At 70.6% G+C, this 18,750-nt stretch carries 15 protein-coding genes; 13 read left to right on the top strand and 2 right to left on the bottom strand.

What is annotated here, in order from left to right:
• Positions 1-262 precede the first annotated feature (262 nt).
• Entirely contained in the window at positions 263-1,474 is a 1,212-nt protein-coding gene (ftsY, locus tag ACZ5VQ_RS33910) for a signal recognition particle-docking protein FtsY (RefSeq protein WP_469108303.1), read from the top strand.
• A gap of 97 nt (positions 1,475-1,571) precedes the next feature.
• Here the strand turns inward: ftsY and ACZ5VQ_RS33905 are convergent, their stop codons facing one another.
• On the bottom strand, positions 1,572-2,225 hold the full coding sequence (locus ACZ5VQ_RS33905) for a bifunctional DNA primase/polymerase (RefSeq protein WP_469108302.1): 654 nt from the start codon (positions 2,223-2,225) through the stop codon (positions 1,572-1,574).
• 437 nt (positions 2,226-2,662) lie between these two features.
• Between ACZ5VQ_RS33905 and nsdA the strand changes: the two genes are divergently transcribed.
• The 6 genes from nsdA to ftsH all read left to right on the top strand — a co-directional run bounded on the left by nsdA (position 2,663) and on the right by ftsH (position 12,581).
• The gene (nsdA, locus tag ACZ5VQ_RS33900) at positions 2,663-4,138 is read left to right on the top strand and encodes a transcriptional repressor NsdA (protein ID WP_469108301.1); all 1,476 of its coding nucleotides are present in this window, start codon (positions 2,663-2,665) and stop codon (positions 4,136-4,138) included.
• 312 nt (positions 4,139-4,450) lie between these two features.
• Entirely contained in the window at positions 4,451-5,791 is a 1,341-nt protein-coding gene (locus ACZ5VQ_RS33895; RefSeq protein WP_362075700.1) for an ammonium transporter, read from the top strand.
• Positions 5,788-6,126: a P-II family nitrogen regulator gene (locus tag ACZ5VQ_RS33890; protein WP_055510557.1), complete on the top strand. Its 339-nt coding sequence runs from the start codon at positions 5,788-5,790 to the stop codon at positions 6,124-6,126. The genes ACZ5VQ_RS33895 and ACZ5VQ_RS33890 overlap by 4 nt, the downstream gene beginning before the upstream one ends.
• A 25-nt stretch (positions 6,127-6,151) precedes the next feature.
• Positions 6,152-8,611: a [protein-PII] uridylyltransferase gene (locus ACZ5VQ_RS33885; protein ID WP_469108300.1), complete on the top strand. Its 2,460-nt coding sequence runs from the start codon at positions 6,152-6,154 to the stop codon at positions 8,609-8,611.
• 210 nt (positions 8,612-8,821) lie between these two features.
• Positions 8,822-10,375 (top strand): signal recognition particle protein, encoded by a 1,554-nt coding sequence (ffh, locus tag ACZ5VQ_RS33880; protein ID WP_469108299.1) that lies wholly within the window; start codon positions 8,822-8,824, stop codon positions 10,373-10,375.
• Positions 10,376-10,640: 265 nt separating this feature from the next.
• Positions 10,641-12,581: an ATP-dependent zinc metalloprotease FtsH gene (gene ftsH / locus ACZ5VQ_RS33875; RefSeq protein ID WP_469108298.1), complete on the top strand. Its 1,941-nt coding sequence runs from the start codon at positions 10,641-10,643 to the stop codon at positions 12,579-12,581.
• A gap of 235 nt (positions 12,582-12,816) precedes the next feature.
• On the opposite strand, the gene ACZ5VQ_RS33870 is transcribed toward ftsH, so the two are convergent.
• The gene (locus tag ACZ5VQ_RS33870; protein WP_469108297.1) at positions 12,817-13,686 is read right to left on the bottom strand and encodes an SAM-dependent methyltransferase; all 870 of its coding nucleotides are present in this window, start codon (positions 13,684-13,686) and stop codon (positions 12,817-12,819) included.
• A 201-nt stretch (positions 13,687-13,887) separates the two neighbouring features.
• Here ACZ5VQ_RS33870 and proS point away from each other — a divergent pair, with 201 nt between their 5' ends.
• From proS to trmD, 6 genes are all read left to right on the top strand, one after another.
• Entirely contained in the window at positions 13,888-15,333 is a 1,446-nt protein-coding gene (proS, locus tag ACZ5VQ_RS33865) for a proline--tRNA ligase (RefSeq protein WP_469108296.1), read from the top strand.
• A gap of 260 nt (positions 15,334-15,593) precedes the next feature.
• Positions 15,594-16,190, top strand: coding sequence for a hypothetical protein (locus tag ACZ5VQ_RS33860; protein ID WP_469108295.1), 597 nt, complete (start codon positions 15,594-15,596; stop codon positions 16,188-16,190).
• A gap of 320 nt (positions 16,191-16,510) precedes the next feature.
• Positions 16,511-16,930: a 30S ribosomal protein S16 gene (rpsP, locus tag ACZ5VQ_RS33855; protein ID WP_469108294.1), complete on the top strand. Its 420-nt coding sequence runs from the start codon at positions 16,511-16,513 to the stop codon at positions 16,928-16,930.
• Positions 16,931-16,932: 2 nt separating this feature from the next.
• On the top strand, positions 16,933-17,172 hold the full coding sequence (locus tag ACZ5VQ_RS33850) for an RNA-binding protein (RefSeq protein WP_003973401.1): 240 nt from the start codon (positions 16,933-16,935) through the stop codon (positions 17,170-17,172).
• 105 nt (positions 17,173-17,277) lie between these two features.
• Positions 17,278-17,865: a ribosome maturation factor RimM gene (gene rimM / locus ACZ5VQ_RS33845; RefSeq protein WP_469108293.1), complete on the top strand. Its 588-nt coding sequence runs from the start codon at positions 17,278-17,280 to the stop codon at positions 17,863-17,865.
• On the top strand, positions 17,865-18,686 hold the full coding sequence (trmD, locus tag ACZ5VQ_RS33840) for a tRNA (guanosine(37)-N1)-methyltransferase TrmD (RefSeq protein ID WP_469108292.1): 822 nt from the start codon (positions 17,865-17,867) through the stop codon (positions 18,684-18,686). The genes rimM and trmD overlap by 1 nt, the downstream gene beginning before the upstream one ends.
• Positions 18,687-18,750 lie beyond the last annotated feature (64 nt).

The following is an 18,750-nucleotide window of genomic DNA, read 5'->3' as shown; positions in this document are numbered from 1 at the left end:
GGGGATTTCGTGTCTGCTTTGTGAAGGAAGCGACAAGGTTTACGGTCCCGCCCACCCCCCCCCCCCCCCCCCCCCCCCCCCCCACGCCCTGGGGACGCTGTGCGTACCCTGCGCATCCGATACTGGACGCGTTGTGACTCCGCCCCTGAGGGGCTTCCGGCCGACGCAGGGTCGGGCGGCGGGCCAGCCCGGCCCGTGGGGTGTACAGCCCCACGTTGGGAACGAACGGCCGGGCGGGAGGTCACGCCATACTGGGAGTGTTATGGAAATCGTCATCCTTGCTGTAGTCATCGCCGTGGTCGTGATCGGCGCGCTCGGCGGGCTCGTCATCGGCAGCCGCAGGCGCAAGCAGCTGCCCCCGTCGCCCCCCGCCGCCCCCGACATCACCGCTCCGCCGGCCGAGCCGCATATCGGCGACGAGGCCGAGACGCCGCGCGACGAACCGCGCCGCACGATAGAGGAGGTGGATCTTCCGGATGCCTCGGCGGCCGCGCCGGTCGCCGTCGACGAGCCCGCGCCGGTGGTCGAAGCGCCCCCGGTCGAGATCCCGGAGCCGACCGCGGGCCGCCTGGTCCGTCTGCGCGCCCGCCTCTCCCGCTCCCAGAACGCGCTCGGCAAGGGGCTGCTCACGCTCCTCTCGCGCGAGCACCTCGACGAGGACACCTGGGAGGAGATCGAGGACACGCTGCTCACCGCCGATGTCGGCGTGCAGCCCACCCAGGAACTGGTCGAGCGGCTGCGCGAGCGGGTGCGGGTGCTCGGCACGCGGACTCCGGACGAGCTGCGGTCCCTGCTGCGGGAGGAACTGCTCACCCTCCTTGTGCCCGACTTCGACCGCACGGTGAACACCGAGTCCGGTCTGGACACCCCGGGCATCGTGATGGTCGTCGGGGTCAACGGCACCGGCAAGACCACCACCACCGGCAAGCTCGCGCGCGTGCTCGTCGCCGACGGCAAGCACGTGGTGCTCGGCGCGGCCGACACCTTCCGTGCCGCCGCCGCCGACCAGCTGCAGACTTGGGGCGACCGCGTCGGCGCCCGTACCGTGCGCGGTCCCGAGGGCGGCGACCCCGCGTCCATCGCCTTCGACGCCGTCAAGGAAGGCATCCAGGAGGGCGCGGACGTCGTACTCATCGACACCGCGGGCCGGCTGCACACCAAGACCGGTCTCATGGACGAGCTCGGCAAGGTCAAGCGCGTCGTCGAGAAGCACGCCCCGCTGGACGAGGTGCTGCTCGTCCTGGACGCCACGACCGGCCAGAACGGTCTGGTCCAGGCCCGGGTCTTCGCCGAGGTCGTCGACATCACCGGCATCGTCCTGACCAAGCTCGACGGCACGGCCAAGGGCGGCATCGTCATCGCCGTCCAGCGCGAACTCGGCGTCCCCGTCAAGCTCGTCGGCCTCGGTGAGGGCGCGGACGACCTGGCCCCGTTCGAGCCGGAGGCGTTCGTGGATGCCCTTATCGGGGAGTGACACCCACATACCAAAATTGGTATGTGCCAACTTGAAGAAGGACCCCGCCACATGGTGCAGATGCGGTGGGGTCCTTCGCTGTTGCCGCCCGGCCGGGCTACGCGCGCGACCGGTGTGCCACGTACGCCAGCGTCCCCAGCAGCAGCCGTGCCGCGGGCGGCTTCGTGGCCGAGTCGAGGGCGGGGGAGCGGAGCCAGTGGACCGGGCCGAGGCCGGCGCGGTCGGAGGGCGGGGCCGTGATGTACGCGCCGGGGCCCAGGCCGTGCAGGTCGAGCGCGGCGTCGTCCCAGCCCATGCGGTAGAGCAGTTCGGGCAGTTCGGCCGCGGCGCCGGGGGCGACGAAGAAGTGGGCGCGGCCGTCCGGGGTGGCGGCCACGGGGCCCACCGGGAGCCCCATGCGTTCGAGCCGGACCAGGGCGCGGCGGCCGGCCGGCTCGGCGACCTCGATGATGTCGAAGGCGCGGCCCACGGGAAGCATCACCGCGGCACCGGGGAACTCGCCCCAGGCCTGCGTCACTTCGTCGAGCGTGGCACCGGCCGGGACGACCGGGGCGAAGTCCAGGGGATGCGCGCCGGGTGCCGGGCAGTCGGCCCGGCCGCACGAGCAGGTCCCCGCGGCGGTCCGGGCGCCGGGCGCCACGTCCCAGCCCCACAGCCCGGTGAACTCGGCCACGGCCGTGCACTCCGAGGAGCGGCCGCGGCGACGAGAGCCGGACCGGATTTCGCGGATGCCGCCGATCGTGAAGCCCATGCCCCCTCCAACGGGTCCAGCGCGCCGGTGGTTACGTGACGGAACGGAACAGTAACTCTCCGTTCCCAACCCTGTGTGGTTCATGCGGCGCCCGGTGGTGTCACGGGTGGTGCGTCCGGCTTCGCGCGCCCCGATGTGCATCGCTCCGCCCACTCCCGGCCGTCATGTGTCAAGTGAATCGCGTACAGGCCGCCGGGAGTTCATTCGAAGGGGTGGCGAATGGTGGCGTTTCCGGGATCGCCATGGCTGGAGGGGTGATCGTAGGATTACCGTGAGTGCACGGTCCTGGGGACGCATGCACTTGTGGGTATGCCGGAGGCAACTCGGCTTCTCGTTCGATGGGTGAGAACCACCGGACGGACGACCATATGTACCGGCATTCTGGTAGGGCTTGGCGCACACAGCGCACAAGTGGGTTCAGGGATGGGGGCGTTCCAGTGGGCGGCAACGGCGGAGGCGGGACGACTGCTGACAAGCGCCCCAATGAGCTGTTGGGCTCGTGGTTCGTGCGCAGCGGTTGGTCCAAGGGTGAGCTTGCGCGTCAAGTCAACCGCAGAGCACGCCAGTTGGGAGCCAACCACATCTCGACGGACACCTCGCGCGTCCGCCGATGGCTGGACGGCGAGAATCCCCGCGAGCCCATCCCGCGCATTCTCTCCGAGCTGTTCTCCGAGCGCTTCGGCTGTGTCGTCGCCGTCGAGGACCTGGGCCTGCGCGCCGCGCACCAGTCACCGTCCGTGTCCGGCGTCGACCTGCCCTGGACCGGTCCGCAGACCGTTGCCCTGATCGGTGAGTTCTCGCGCAGCGACCTGATGCTGGCGCGGCGCGGATTCCTCGGCACGTCACTGGCGCTCTCCGCGGGCCCCTCGCTGATCGAGCCCATGCAGCGCTGGCTGGTGCCCAGCCCCGTCACCCCCCGTGAGCAGCCCGAGTCCGCCGCCGCCTCGCGCCGCCCCGGCCGGCTCTCCCAGCCCGAGCTGGACCTCCTCGAATCCACCACGGTCATGTTCCGTCAGTGGGACGCCCAGTGCGGCGGCGGTCTGCGCCGCAAGGCGGTCGTCGGCCAGCTGCACGAGGTGACCGACCTCCTCCAGGAGCCCCAGCCCGAGGCCACCACCAGGCGCCTGTTCAAGGTCGCCGCCGAGCTGGCCGAGCTGGCGGGCTGGATGAGCTACGACGTCGGGCTGCAGCCGACCGCCCAGAAGTACTTCGTCCTCGCCCTGCACGCCGCCAAGGAAGCCGCCGACAAGCCGCTCGGCTCGTACGTCCTCTCCAGCATGAGCCGCCAGATGATCCACCTCGGCCGGCCCGACGACGCTCTGGAACTGATCCACCTCGCCCAGTACGGAAGCCGCGACTGCGCGAGCCCCCGAACCCAGTCCATGCTGTATGCGATGGAGGCCCGGGCCTACGCCAACATGGGGCAGCCCGGAAAGTGCAAGCGAGCCGTCCGGATGGCCGAGGACACCTTCGGTGACGCGGCCGAGTCCGACGAGCCCGAGCCCGACTGGATCCGCTTCTTCTCCGAGGCCGAGCTGCACGGCGAGAACTCCCACTCCTTCCGCGACCTCGCCTACGTCGCGGGCCGCAGCCCCACGTACGCCTCGCTGGCCGAGCCCATCATGCAGAAGGCCGTCGACCTCTTCGAGAAGGACACCGAGCACCAGCGTTCGTACGCACTCAACCTCGTCGGGATGGGCACGGTGCACCTCCTGCGGCGGGAGCCCGAGCAGAGCACGGTCCTGGTGCGCCAGGCACTCGGGATCGCCAAGAAGGTGCGCTCCGAGAGGGTCAACACTCGTATCCGAAAAACCGTCGACACGGCTGTACGCGATTTCGGGGATCTCGCCGCCGTGGTGGACCTGACCGAGCAGCTCGCCATCGACCTGCCCGAGACCGCCGAGGCGGTCTGAACCCAGTACCCCGGCCGCGGCCGCCGTCCTTAACAGCCCGACTCGGCTCCCCCATGCCAGGTCATCGGACGGCCGGCCGCGGCCGGTTCCATACCTTCGATGAAGGTTGCGCCACGATAACGATCGTGCGGACCGACATCAGCCAGTTCATCGAGGCGTAACACACAGGACCTCTTCGTCACTGCGGCGAAACATCGAGGGGTGCCGGTCGAAACCGCGCTGCGCCAATCTCTGGCGCATAACCGGCCCACCCCTCATGACCGCTCATGGCTTCGCCCGCACGGGGCCGTACCAAACGACGAGGAGACGCCGATGGCACCAGCCATCACGCTTGCCGCAGACGCTCCCACGCTGTCTGCCGCCAACACCGGGTTCATGCTCATCTGTTCCGCCCTGGTGCTGATCATGACCCCCGGTCTCGCCTTCTTCTACGGAGGCATGGTCCGGGTCAAGAGCACCCTGAACATGTTGATGATGAGCTTCATCAGCATGGGGATCGTCACCATCCTGTGGGTGCTCTACGGCTTCTCGCTCGCCTTCGGCACCGACTCGGGCGGCATCATCGGCTGGTCCTCGGACTACGTGGGCCTCAGCGGAATCGGCATCACGCAGCTCTGGGACGGCTACACCATCCCGATCTACGTCTTCGCCGTCTTCCAGCTGATGTTCGCGATCATCACGCCCGCCCTGATCAGCGGCGCCGTCGCGGACCGTGTGAAGTTCACGGGCTGGGCGCTGTTCGTCGCCCTGTGGGCCACGGTCGTCTACTTCCCGGTCGCGCACTGGGTCTGGGGCGCGGGCGGCTGGGCCTTCGAGCTCGGCGTCATCGACTTCGCCGGTGGTACGGCGGTCCACATCAACGCGGGTGCCGCGGCACTCGGTGTGATCCTCGTGATCGGCAAGCGCGTCGGTTTCAAGAGGGACCCGATGCGCCCGCACAGCCTGCCGCTGGTCATGCTCGGCGCCGGTCTGCTGTGGTTCGGCTGGTTCGGATTCAACGCCGGCTCCTGGCTCGGCAACGATGACGGCGTCGGCGCCCTGATGTTCATCAACACGCAGATCGCCACCGCCGCGGCCATGCTGGCCTGGCTCGCCTACGAGAAGATCCGCCACGGCGCGTTCACCACGCTGGGTGCCGCCTCCGGCGCGGTCGCCGGTCTGGTCGCCATCACCCCGTCGGGTGGTGCGGTCTCCCCGCTCGGCGCGATCGCCGTCGGTGCCATCGCGGGCATCCTCTGCGCCATGGCCGTCGGCCTGAAGTACAAGTTCGGCTACGACGACTCGCTCGACGTCGTCGGCGTCCACCTCGTCGGCGGTGTCGTCGGCTCCCTGCTGATCGGCTTCTTCGCCACCGGCGGCGGCCAGTCCGACGTCGCGGGCCTCTTCTACGGCGGCGGCCTCGACCAGTTCTGGAAGCAGTGCGCCGGTGTCTTCGCGGTCCTCGCCTACTCCCTCGTGGCCTCCGCGGTGCTCGCCTTCCTGATCGACAAGACGATCGGGATGCGGGTCTCCGAGGACGACGAGATCGCGGGCATCGACCAGGCCGAGCACGCCGAGACCGCATACGACTTCAGCGGTGGCGGCGGCGGCGCGTCCTTCAGCGCCGCACCCTCCCCGGCCCAGGGCACTCCGGCCAAGAAGGTGGACGCATGAAGCTCATCACCGCCGTCGTGAAGCCCCACCGGCTCGACGAGATCAAGGAGGCCCTCCAGGCCTTCGGAGTTCACGGTCTGACGGTCACCGAGGCGAGCGGCTACGGTCGTCAGCGGGGTCACACCGAGGTCTACCGCGGTGCCGAGTACACCGTCGACCTCGTCCCCAAGATCCGCATCGAGGTGCTGGTCGAGGACGACGACGCCGAGCAGCTGCTCGACGTCATCGTGAAGGCGGCCCGTACCGGCAAGATCGGCGACGGCAAGGTCTGGTCCGTCCCGGTCGAGACGGCGGTCCGGGTCCGGACCGGCGAGCGCGGACCCGACGCGCTGTAGGCAGAACAAGAACAGGAGCCACTGGGTGACGAGTACGGACGTGCGTACGGAAGCAGAGGACTCGGGACCCAGCGGCTATGCGGCGGCCCGGCTGCGCCTCCTCCAGGAGGGGGCGCGGTCCGGGCCGCCGCGCCGTGCGGCCCTCGCCGAACTGACCGACGACTGGCTGTCCGGTCTGTTCGACGCGGGCGCCGACAAGCTGCGCGGCATCTCGCTCGTCGCCGTCGGCGGCTACGGCCGCGGCGAGCTCTCCCCGCGCAGCGACCTCGACCTGCTGCTCCTGCACGACGGCAGCGCCGACCCCGGCGCCGTGGCCTCCCTCGCCGACCGCATCTGGTACCCGGTCTGGGACCTCGGCCTCGACCTCGACCACTCCGTCCGTACGCCCGCCGAGGCACGCAAGGTCGCGGGCGAGGACCTCAAGGTCCAGCTCGGACTGCTGGACGCCAGGCACCTCGCCGGCGACCTCGGCCTCACCGCCGGACTGCGCACGGCCGTCCTCGCCGACTGGCGCAACCAGGCGCCGAAACGTCTCCCCGAACTCCAGGAGCTGTGCGCCGAACGCGCCGAGCGCCAGGGCGAGTTGCAGTTCCTCCTCGAACCCGACCTCAAGGAGGCTCGCGGCGGCCTGCGCGACGCCACCGCGCTGCGCGCCGTCGCCGCCTCCTGGCTCGCCGACGCCCCGCGCGAGGGCCTCTCCGACGCCCGCAGGCGCCTCCTCGACGTCCGTGACGCCCTGCACCTCGCCACCGGCCGCGCCACCGACCGCCTCTCCCTCCAGGAGCAGGACCAGGTCGCCGCCGAACTCGGCCTGCTCGACGCCGACACACTCCTGCGCCAGGTGTACGAGGCCGCCCGCGTCGTCTCGTACGCCAGTGATGTCACCTGGCGCGAGGTGGGGCGCGTGCTTCGGTCGCGCGCTGTACGGCCGCGGCTGCGCGCCATGCTGGGCGGCGGCAAGCCGACCGCCGAGCGTTCACCGCTGGCCGAGGGCGTCGTAGAGCAGGACGGCGAGGTCGTCCTCGCCCGCGCCGCCCGCCCCGACCGCGACCCCGTACTGCCGCTGCGCGCCGCCGCCGCGGCCGCCCAGGCGGGCCTGCCCCTCTCCCTGCACGCCGTGCGCCGCATGGCCGCCGGGGTCCGCCCGCTGCCCACACCCTGGCCCGCCGAGGCCCGCGAGCAGCTCGTCACGCTGCTCGGCTCGGGCCCCTCGACCATCGAGGTCTGGGAGGCACTGGAGGCGGAGGGTCTGATCACCCGGCTGCTGCCCGACTGGGAGCGCGTCCGCTGCCGCCCGCAGCGCAACGCCGTCCACATCTGGACCGTCGACCGCCACCTGATCGAGACGGCCGTCCGCGCCGCGGAGTTCACCCGCCGCGTCCACCGCCCCGACCTGCTGTTGGTCTCCGCCCTGCTGCACGACATCGGCAAGGGCTGGCCCGGCGACCACTCCGTGGCCGGCGAGATCATCGCGCGGGACGTGGCCGCCCGGATCGGCTTCGACCGCTCGGACGTGGCCGTCCTCGCCACACTCGTACGCCATCACCTGCTGCTCGTCGAGACCGCGACCCGGCGCGACCTGGAGGACCCGGCGACCGTGCGCTCGGTGGCCGAGGCGGTCGGCTCGCAGGGCACGCTGGAACTGCTGCACGCGCTGACCGAGGCGGACGCGCTGGCCACCGGGCCCGCCGCCTGGTCCTCGTGGCGCGCCTCTCTCGTCGCCGACCTGGTCAAGCGGGTCTCGGCCGTGCTCGCCGGGGACACCCCCGAGGAGCCCGAGGCCGTCGCGCCCACCGCCGAGCAGGAGCGGCTCGCCATCGAGGCGTTCCGCACCGGGGGACCCGTACTCGCGCTGCGCGCCCAGACCGAGCCGCCGGCCGAACCGTCCGCCGAGGAGCCGTCCGGCGACCCGGAGCCCCTCGGTGTGGAACTGCTCATCGCGGTACCGGACCAGGAGGGCGTCCTGCCCGCGGTCGCGGGAGTCCTCGCCATGCACCGGCTCACCGTGCGGACGGCGGAGCTGAGGGCGCTGGACCTGCCCGACGGCGTCTCCGGCTCCGTGCTGCTCCTCGACTGGCGGGTCGCGGCAGAGTACGGCTCACTGCCGCAGGCCGCCCGCCTGCGCGCCGATCTCGTACGCGCCCTCGACGGGTCCCTCGACATCGCCGGGCGCCTCGCCGAGCGGGACGCCGCGTATCCGCGCCGGCGGGGGATCGTGGCACCGCCGGCCCGGGTGACCGTCGCCTCCGCGGCGTCCCGGCTCGCCACCGTCATCGAGGTGCGTGCGCATGACGCGCCTGGGCTGCTGCACCGGATCGGGCGGGCGCTGGAGGAGGCGCAGGTGCGGGTCCGCAGCGCGCACGTGTCCACGCTGGGGGCGAACGCGGTGGACGCGTTCTATGTGACGGGGCCCGAAGGGGCGCCGTTGCCGGGGGAGCAGGCGGCTTCGGTCGCCCGGGCGCTGGAGGACACGTTGCGGGAGTGAGTGTTCCGTTGGCGGGTTGTTCGGCGGCTGCGGGCCGTCCGCGGCGGGGCCGGCCAACGCGGCGGAGCCGCACGATGGCACAGTCCCGCGCCCCTGAAGGGGCTCTGCGGCCGGAACCCTGTGACGGGGTGGAGACCCTTCCTGGCGCGGACAGATACCCTGGAGGGCGGACCTGCCCCCCTGCCCCCTACTTGAGGATTCGCGACCGCCGTGTTCGACACTCTCTCCGATCGCCTCGCAGCGACATTCAAGAACCTTCGCGGCAAGGGGCGCCTGTCCGAGGCGGACATCGACGCCACCGCGCGCGAGATCCGTATCGCCCTGCTGGAAGCGGATGTCGCGCTGCCGGTCGTGCGGGCCTTCATCAAGCAGGTCAAGGAGAGGGCCCTCGGGGCCGAGGTGTCGCAGGCACTGAACCCCGCCCAGCAGGTCATCAAGATCGTCAACGAAGAGCTCGTCGGCATCCTCGGCGGCGAGACCCGGCGGCTGCGCTTCGCCAAGCAGCCGCCGACCGTGATCATGCTCGCGGGTCTGCAGGGTGCCGGTAAGACCACGCTCGCCGGAAAGCTCGGCAAGTGGCTCCAGGGCCAGGGACACGCCCCGCTGCTGGTCGCCTGCGACCTCCAGCGCCCGAACGCGGTGACCCAGCTGAGCGTCGTCGCCGAGCGCGCCGGGGTCGGCATCTACGCCCCCCAGCCGGGCAACGGCGTCGGTGACCCGGTCCAGGTCGCCAAGGACTCCATCGAGTACGCGAAGCAGAAGCAGCACGACGTCGTCATCGTCGACACCGCCGGCCGCCTCGGTATCGACCAGGAGCTGATGCAGCAGGCCGCGGACATCCGCGACGCGGTCTCGCCCGACGAGATCCTCTTCGTCGTCGACGCGATGGTCGGTCAGGACGCGGTCAACACCGCCGAGGCCTTCCGTGACGGCGTCGGCTTCGACGGCGTGGTCCTCTCGAAGCTCGACGGCGACGCCCGTGGTGGTGCTGCGCTCTCCATCGCGCACGTCACCGGCCGCCAGGTCATGTTCGCCTCGAACGGCGAGAAGCTGGACGACTTCGACGCGTTCCACCCGGACCGCATGGCGTCCCGCATCCTCGGCATGGGCGACATGCTCACGCTGATCGAGAAGGCCGAGCAGACCTTCTCGCAGCAAGAGGCCGAGCAGATGGCCGAGAAGCTGGCCTCCAAGAAGGGCCAGGACTTCACGCTCGACGACTTCCTGGCCCAGATGGAGCAGGTCAGGAAGATGGGCTCCATCTCCAAGCTGCTCGGCATGCTCCCCGGCATGGGCCAGATCAAGGACCAGATCAACAACCTCGACGAGCGTGACGTCGACCGCACGGCCGCCATCATCAAGTCGATGACCCCGGGCGAGCGCCAGGAGCCGACGATCATCAACGGCTCGCGCCGTGCCCGTATCGCCAAGGGTTCCGGTGTCGAGGTCAGTGCGGTCAAGGGCCTGGTCGAGCGGTTCTTCGAGGCCCGCAAGATGATGTCCCGCATGGCCCAGGGCGGCGGCATGCCGGGAATGCCCGGGATGCCGGGCACGGGTGGTGGCGCCGGCCGCGCGAAGAAGCAGCCCAAGAAGGCCAAGGGCAAGCAGCGCTCCGGCAACCCGATGAAGCGCAAGCAGCAGGAGGAGGAGGCCGCAGCGCGCCGCGAGGCCGCGGGTCAGGCCGGCGGAGCCTTCGGCCTGCCGGGCGGCCAGCAGCCGCAGGACTTCGAGCTGCCGGACGAGTTCAAGAAGTTCATGGGCTGACGACTTTTCGGTACGAGGCTGGGGGCGCCCTTCTTTGGGAGGGGCGCCCCCAGGCTTGTTTGTGCGGGTGCGGGTGCGGGTGCGGGTGCGGGTGCCGGATGCCGGACCCTTGGGCGTTGGGCGTTGGGCGTTGGGCGTTGGGCGTTGGGCGTTGGGCGTTGGGCGTTGGGCGTTGGGCCTTGGGCCTTGGGCTGCCGGGCCTCGGGCGTCGGTGCCCGCCCTCTGTGCGCATGCTGGCGCGGCCTTCGTGTCGTAACGTCCGCATATGAGCAACCCTGTGCCGCCGCGCAAGGCCCCCGACCGGCCGTGGCGCTCCGAGGGCACTCCGGAGGAGGAGCCGCCGAAGCCGTCGCCCGGTGGTGGGAGGCGGATGCGCGGCGGCTGGTGGAGCCTGGCCCTCACCGCCCTGGTCGTCTTCCTCATCTGCTACCTCGGGCTGTCCCTCTTCAACGAGGGCGACGAACCGACGATCTCGTACACGGAGTTCAGCAAGCAGGTCGACGACGGCAACGTCACCAAGATCTACTCCAAGGGCGACGCCATCCAGGGCCAGCTCAAGAAGGCCCAGGACAACCCCGAGGACGACGGGAAGTACACCAGGTTCAAGACCCAGCGCCCGGTCTTCGCCGACGACCAGCTCTGGGAACAGCTGGACAAGCACGACGTCACCGTGACGGCCGAGCCGGTGGTCCAGCAGCGCAGCCTCCTGTCGAACCTGCTGATCTCGCTGGCACCGATGCTGCTGCTGGTCGTCCTGTGGATCTTCATCGCCCGGCGGATGAGGACGGGTCTCGGCGGCGCCGGCGGCATGCTCGGCCGCAAGGCGCCGCCCAAGCCGGTCGAGCTGCAGCCCGGCGCCGAGCGCACGACGTTCGCGGACGTGGCCGGTATCGACGAGGTCGAGGGCGAGCTCAACGACGTGGTCGACTTCCTGAAGAACCCGGACGCCTACCGCAGGATGGGCGCGAAGATGCCACGCGGGGTGCTGCTCGCGGGTGCGCCCGGGACCGGCAAGACGCTGCTCGCGCGGGCGGTCGCCGGGGAGGCGGGAGTGCCGTTCTTCTCGGCCTCCGCCTCGGAGTTCATCGAGATGATCGTGGGCGTCGGCGCCTCGCGCGTGCGGGAGCTGTTCGCGGAGGCCCGCAAGGTGGCTCCGTCGATCATCTTCATCGACGAGATCGACACCATCGGGCGGGCGCGGGCCGGCGGCTCCGGCATGGGCGGCCACGACGAGCGCGAGCAGACGCTGAACCAGATCCTCACCGAGATGGACGGCTTCTCCGGCTCCGAGGGCGTGATCGTCATCGCGGCGACGAACCGGGCCGACGTCCTGGACCCCGCGCTGACCCGGCCCGGGCGCTTCGACCGGGTCGTCAACGTCTCGCCTCCCGACCGCGCCGGCCGTGAGGCGATCCTGGAGATCCACACCCGGGAGATCCCGCTCGCGCCCGATGTCGACCTCGGCCAGATCGCCCGTACGACGCCGGGCATGACCGGCGCGGAGCTGGCCAACCTGGCGAACGAGGGGGCGCTCCTTGCGGTGAAACGCAAGCAGTCCCAGGTCACCCGGAGCGACCTGTCCGAGGCGCTGGAGAAGGTGCAGCTGGGCGCGGAACGGCCGCTGGTCATGCCGGAGGAGGAACGCCGCCGCACGGCCTACCACGAGAGTGGGCACGCGCTTCTCGGCATGCTGCAACCCGGTGCCGATCCGGTCCGCAAGGTCACCATCGTGCCGCGCGGGCGGGCGCTGGGGGTCACGCTGTCCACCCCTGACGCCGATCGGTACGCGTACACGGAGGAGTACCTGCGCGGGCGGATCATCGGGGCCCTGGGTGGCATGGCGGCGGAACACGTCGTCTTCGACGTGGTCACGACCGGCTCCGAGAACGATCTGGAGCAGGTCACCAACATCGTCCGGGGCATGGTCGCGCGCTGGGGCATGAGCGAACGCGTCGGCCGCCTCTCCGCGCTTCCGGGCGACGCCCAGCAGGCGTACGGGCTCTCCGCCGCGCCGGAGACCCTCGACACGATCGAGCACGAGATGCGGCGGATCGTGGACGAGTGCTACGAGGAGGCGTGCGGCAAGCTCCGCGCCCATCGCGCCCAACTGGACGCCCTCGCGGCGGCGCTACTGGAGAACGAGACCCTGGAGGAGGCGGACGCGTATCGCGTCGCGGGGGTCACACGCCTGACGAAGGACGACTGAGACCCACTTTTCTCGCCCCCGCCGCCCCTACCCATTCCCGTCCCTTCCTCGGGGGCTCCGCCCCCGAACCCCCGCTCCTCAAACGCCGGAGGGGCTAAAGACTTCGCAGCCCGGGCCGACACCACAGCCCGTCCGGCGTTTGAGGACGAGCGCGGCAGCGCGATGCGGGGGTCTGGGGGCGGAGCCCCCAGGGGACGGGAATGGGTAGGGGCGGCGGGGGCGAGGGGAGTTCGGGTCAGGGCGTACGCGCGATCAGGTAGCGGAAGATGTTCGGCATCCACACCGTCCCGTCACGGCGCTTGTGGGGATGCAGGGCCTCGCGGAGCTCCTTGTCGACCTGGGCCTGATCCGTCGCCGCGACGGCAGCGTCGAACAGCCCCGTGGAGAGCAACCCCCGCACCGCGTTGTCCACATCGGCGTACCCGAAGGGACAGGCAACCCGCCCCGACCCGTCGGGCCGAAGCCCGGCCCGCTGAGCGACCTCCTCCAGATCGTCCCGAAGGGCAGGCCGCCAACTCCCCGCCCCCCGCAGCGGATCAGCCAGCTTCGTGGCGACCCGCAGCACCGAGGCGGTCGCGCACCGCTCGGGCGGCCCCCACCCCGCGAGCACCACAGGAACCCCCCGCCCCACAAGAGGACGCGCCCCCGCCAGCAACTCACCCAGCCCTTCGGAGTCCCCGCCCGCACACCCGATCGGCTCGAAGGCCGTCACCAGGTTGTACGCGGCCGTCCCCGAGTCACCCGCGCCGGACGCGAGGTCCGCCGGCTCACCGTCGACCAGCCGAGTCCCGGCACGCGCACGCGTGCCCCACGCCTCTGGCAGTAACCGCTCGCGCGCGAGAGCCAGCCGCTCGGGCGTGCCGGCATCGACACCGGTGACCCCGGCACCTCGGGAGGCCGCCATCAGCAGCGCGAGACCGGATCCGCAGCCGAGCCCCAACAACCGGGTGGCAGAGCCCACTTCGAGCCGCTCGTACACGGCCTCGTAGAGCGGGACGAGCATCCGCTCCTGAATCTCGGCCCAGTCACGCGCGCGTGCCCACGGATCCACCCGGGGCGCAGTCCCCGCGTGAGGTAGGTGATGCCGCACGAGCGTAGGTGTCATCGAAAGCGCCCCAATCCGCCGAGAGTTGATTCTTGTGCCCCGTTTCTCCGCCCCCGTGCAGTGCGCGCGCACTCCGCCCCCGTATGCCAGGAAACTCCGCGCTCGTCGTGGCGTCCAGGGGTTATGGAGCCCGGTTTGTGCGCCACCGGCGCGCGCCGTAAAAATTCACATACCGGCAACATGTGCCCGTACCATCGCGCCATGGCAAAGGCACCCGTCCTCACGCCCAGGGCCGAGGATTTCCCCCGCTGGTACCAGGATCTGATCAACAAGGCCGAACTGGCCGACAACGGTCCGGTGCGCGGCACGATGGTCATCAGGCCGTACGGCTACGGGCTGTGGGAGCGGATGCAGCAGGAGATGGACGCCCGGATCAAGGAGGCGGGTGCCCAGAACGCGTACTTCCCGCTCTTCATCCCGCAGTCGTACCTGACGAAGGAGGCCGAGCACGTCGAGGGCTTCGCGCCCGAGCTCGCCGTCGTCACGCACGCCGGAGGCAAGGAGCTGGACGAGCCGGTCGTCGTCCGCCCCACCTCCGAGACGATCGTCAACGACTACTTCTCCAAGTGGGTGCAGAGCTACCGCGACCTCCCGCTGCTGATCAACCAGTGGGCGAACGTGGTCCGTTGGGAGATGCGCCCGCGCGTGTTCCTCCGTACGACGGAATTCCTTTGGCAGGAAGGACACACGGCCCACGCCACGTACGAGGACGCCCGGGACTACGCCGCGCACATCCACGAGAAGGTGTACGCCGACTTCATGGTGAACGTCCTGGGCATCGATGTGGTGCTGGGGCGGAAGACGCCGGTTGAGCGGTTCGCCGGAGCCGTCAACACCCTCACCCTCGAAGCGATGATGGGTGACGGCAAGGCCCTGCAGATGGGCACCAGCCATGAGTTGGGCCAGAACTTCGCGAAGGCCTTCAACACCCGGTACCTGTCCAAGGAGGGCCGGGAGGAGCTCGTCTGGCAGACCTCCTGGGGGTCCTCGACCCGCATGGTGGGTGGCCTGATCATGTCGCACGGTGATGACAGTGGGTTGCGGGTGCCGCCGCGCCTCGCCCCCGTACAGGCCGTCGTCCTCGCCATCAAGGGCGACGATGCGGTTCTGGCCAAGGTCCACGAGATCGGCGACCGGCTGAAGGCGGCGGGCGTACGCGTCCGGGTCGACGACCGCACGGACACCCCGTTCGGCCGCCGAGCCGTCGACTGGGAACTCAAGGGCGTGCCCGTACGTATCGAGGTCGGTCCCCGTGACCTGGAGAACGGCACCGCGATGCTGGCCCGCCGCATCCGTGGGGGTACCTCCCAGGCGTTCAGCTCTGGGGGAGGAAAGGAGCCGGTGGCGATCGACTCGCTCGTACGGCTGCTGCCCGCCGTTCTCGAAGAGGACCAGGCCCTGCTGCTGACGCAGTCGCGCGAGCGGCGGGAGTCCCGGACGTCCGAGGTGTCGACGATCGGGGAGGCCGTCGAGGCCGCCGTCGCCGGCGGATGGGCGCGCATCCCCTGGGCCACCCTCGGCGAAGAGGGCGAGGCCGAGCTCGCGGCCCACGCGGTGACCGTACGGTGTCTGGTCGCGGAAGACGGGTCGGTGCCCGCGAGCGATGACGCACCCGGTAACGTCGCAGTCGTGGCCCGCGCCTACTGAGCCCCGGCATTCCGCCGCGAGAAGGACCGAAACGCCTCTTGCGCATCTGATGACCGCAGGTGCCCCGGCGCGCGGACACCGTCTACAGGCCGGGGCGTACGAGTCACTACGTACCGGCTAGGTGTGAACTGTGAGGCTTCTCCGCAGATCAGCGCACCCGCCCTCGTCAGGACGCATCAGCGGCAACTGACGGGTACGTGCAAATTATTTGGGATGCCCCGGAATAGGAACACAGAGGCACCCCGGCTCGTTGTCATTACGTGAGCACGACACCACCTGTTCTCGCCGCAGAGCTGGCAGGGGCGTGGGCCGACATTCAGCGGCACCACCCCGAGCTGCCCGATCTTGCCGCGCCAGAGTCCCTGATCGGAGAGTCGTCGTCCGCCTGCGGGCACGAGCTCTCCTTCGAGCGACTGCTTCACGAAGCAGTCCATGGCATCGCCGCCGCCCGAGGTGTCCGAGACACCTCCCGCGCCGGCCGGTACCACAACCGCAGATTCCTCGCGATCGCCGAGGAGCTGGGCCTGGACCACCCCGAGGAGCCGCATCCCAGCAGTGGCTTCTCGCTGGTCACGCTCAACCCCGAGGCGAAGCGGCGCTACCGCCCGACGATCGAGCGGCTGCAGCGCGCCCTCAAGGCGCACACGGTCGCGACCGCCGCGGACACGGCCCGCAGCTTCCGGGGCCCGGCCGCCCGGCACGGCTCCTCCGGAGGAGGCGTGCGCGTGAAGGCCGTGTGCGACTGCGGGCGCAACGTCCGCGTCGTCCCGTCGGTCCTCGCCCAGGCGCCGATCGTGTGCGGAGGGTGCGGGAAGGCGTTCCGCATCCCGGAGGTGGTCGGCGCCGCAGCGGGTTGAGTGGACAGTCGTCGTAGCGGCGGGCCGTCGTGCCGCCGGGGTGTGCGGGAGAGCGCAGTGGCATCTCGTGGGTGCCGGATTGCGCAGCGGCCCACCTCGACGGCGACACCCGCGTGGGGCCCGATCGTGCCGCGGGCCGGTCATGCGCTGCCCGGGTCGAGGCCCCGGTCAGGGTGTGGCAGAATGGCCAGCTGTACTCGACAGCCGCACAGGACCCCTCTCTCCTCCGGCTGACGCGTCCATCGGGCACTCGGGTACCGCAACCCCACGCGGCAATTTCGTCGTGCCCAACCACGTCAAGACCAGGAGACACCACTCCAGTGGCAGTCAAGATCAAGCTGAAGCGTCTGGGCAAGATCCGTTCGCCTCACTACCGCATCGTCGTAGCCGACTCCCGTACCCGCCGTGACGGCCGGGCCATCGAGGAGATCGGTCTGTACCACCCGGTGCAGAACCCCTCGCGCATCGAGGTCGACTCCGAGCGTGCGCAGTACTGGCTGGGTGTCGGCGCGCAGCCGACCGAGCCCGTCCTCGCCATCCTCAAGCTGACCGGCGACTGGCAGAAGTACAAGGGCGAGCCCGCCCCGGCGCCGCTGCTCGTGGCCGAGCCGAAGGCCGCGCGCCCGTTGTTCGACGCCCTGGGCGGCGACGACGAGGGCAAGGGTGAGGCCATCACCCAGAAGAAGAAGGCTGAGAAGAAGGACGAGGCTTCCGCCGAGTCCGCGTCGACCGAGGCCTGAGCATGCTCGAGGAGGCTCTCGAGCACCTCGTGAAGGGCATCGTCGACAACCCGGACGATGTGCAGGTCGCCTCGCGCAACCTGCGTCGCGGACGCGTTCTCGAGGTCCGGGTGCACCCCGACGACCTCGGTAAGGTGATCGGCCGCAACGGCCGCACCGCACGCGCCCTGCGCACCGTCGTGGGCGCCATCGGCGGCCGCGGCGTCCGTGTCGACCTCGTCGACGTGGACCACGTCCGCTGACGTAAAACGCAGCACCGGCTCGGGCCGGGGAGGGCCATTGGGCCGTCCCCGGCCCGTAGTCGTCTACGCGGCAATGCCGTAGCCACACGACAGGAGATCAGGCAAGTGCAGCTGGTAGTCGCGCGGGTGGGCCGCGCCCATGGCATCAAGGGCGAGGTCACCGTCGAGGTACGTACCGACGAGCCGGAGCTGCGGCTCGCACCCGGCGCCGTCCTGGCCACGGACCCCGCCTCGGCCGGTCCGCTGACCATCGAGACGGGGCGGGTGCACAGCGGCCGCCTCCTGCTGCGCTTCGCGGGCGTACGCGACCGCAACGGCGCCGAGGCGCTGCGCAACACCCTGCTGATCGCCGAGGTCGACCCGGACGACAAGCCCGAGGACCCGGACGAGTACTACGACCACCAGCTCATGGACCTGGACGTCGTCCTGGAGGACGGCACCGAGGTCGGACGGATCACCGAGATCTCGCACCTGCCCTCGCAGGACCTCTTCGTGGTCGAGCGGGCCGACGGGACCGAGGTGCTGATCCCGTTCGTCGAGGAGATCGTCGTCGACATCGACCTGGAGAAGCAGCGGGCGGTCATCGACCCGCCGCCCGGACTGATCGACGACCGGGCGGAAATCGCCTCCTCCAGGGACACCGGGAACTCCTCAAAGGATGCCGAGAACACCTCCGCGGGAGACGAGGCGTAATGCGGCTCGACGTCCTCACGATCTTCCCCGAGTACCTGGAACCCCTGAACGTCTCGCTCGTCGGCAAGGCACGCGCGCGTGGACAGCTGAATGTGCACGTGCATGATCTTCGGCAGTGGACGTACGACCGGCACAACACGGTCGACGACACCCCGTACGGCGGCGGCCCCGGCATGGTCATGAAGACCGATCCCTGGGGCGACGCACTGGACTCCGTCCTCGCGGAGGGCTACGAGACGGGCTCCCACGGGCCCGTCCTGGTCGTCCCGACGCCCAGCGGGCGCCCGTTCAACCAGGAGCTCGCCGTCGAGCTCTCCGAGCGCCCCTGGCTGGTCTTCACGCCCGCCCGCTACGAGGGCATCGACCGGCGGGTCATCGACGAGTACGCGACCCGTATGCCCGTCTACGAGGTGTCCATCGGTGACTACGTGCTGGCCGGCGGCGAGGCGGCCGTCCTGGTCGTCACGGAGGCCGTGGCCCGGCTGCTGCCCGGTGTCCTCGGCAACGTCGAGTCGCACCGGGACGACTCCTTCGCGCCGGGAGCCATGGCCAACCTCCTGGAGGGGCCCGTCTTCACGAAGCCGCCCCAGTGGCGCGGCCGCGGGATCCCGGACGTGCTGCTCAGCGGCCACCACGGGAAGATCGCCCGCTGGCGGCGGGACGAGGCCCTGAAGCGCACGACGGCCAACAGGCCGGACCTCATCGAGCGTTGCGACCCCGCGGCCTTCGACAAGAAGGACCGCGAAATGCTCTCCATCCTCGGCTGGCAGCCCGGCCCCGACGGCCGATTTTGGCGCAGGCCGGAGGCCGTGGAAGAATAGGCGGCTGCTGTACGTCGTCCGGCGTGCGCCCCTGCCACAGGGGGACACGACGCCCGCCCCGACC

It is taken from the genome of Streptomyces sp. NPDC033178, from assembly GCF_055577685.1.
The sequence above is the reverse complement of the archived record's forward strand: the minus strand, read 5'-3'. Positions and strand labels throughout refer to the sequence as shown.

Coding starts and splice junctions, on each gene's coding strand:
- ftsY (WP_469108303.1), top strand. CDS start 263: ATGGAAATCGTCATCCTTGCTGTAGTCATCGCCGTGGTCGTGATCGGC.
- ACZ5VQ_RS33905 (WP_469108302.1), bottom strand. CDS start 2,225: ATGGGCTTCACGATCGGCGGCATCCGCGAAATCCGGTCCGGCTCTCGT.
- ACZ5VQ_RS33895 (WP_362075700.1), top strand. CDS start 4,451: ATGGCACCAGCCATCACGCTTGCCGCAGACGCTCCCACGCTGTCTGCC.
- ACZ5VQ_RS33890 (WP_055510557.1), top strand. CDS start 5,788: ATGAAGCTCATCACCGCCGTCGTGAAGCCCCACCGGCTCGACGAGATC.
- ftsH (WP_469108298.1), top strand. CDS start 10,641: ATGAGCAACCCTGTGCCGCCGCGCAAGGCCCCCGACCGGCCGTGGCGC.
- ACZ5VQ_RS33870 (WP_469108297.1), bottom strand. CDS start 13,686: ATGACACCTACGCTCGTGCGGCATCACCTACCTCACGCGGGGACTGCG.
- proS (WP_469108296.1), top strand. CDS start 13,888: ATGGCAAAGGCACCCGTCCTCACGCCCAGGGCCGAGGATTTCCCCCGC.
- ACZ5VQ_RS33850 (WP_003973401.1), top strand. CDS start 16,933: ATGCTCGAGGAGGCTCTCGAGCACCTCGTGAAGGGCATCGTCGACAAC.
- trmD (WP_469108292.1), top strand. CDS start 17,865: ATGCGGCTCGACGTCCTCACGATCTTCCCCGAGTACCTGGAACCCCTG.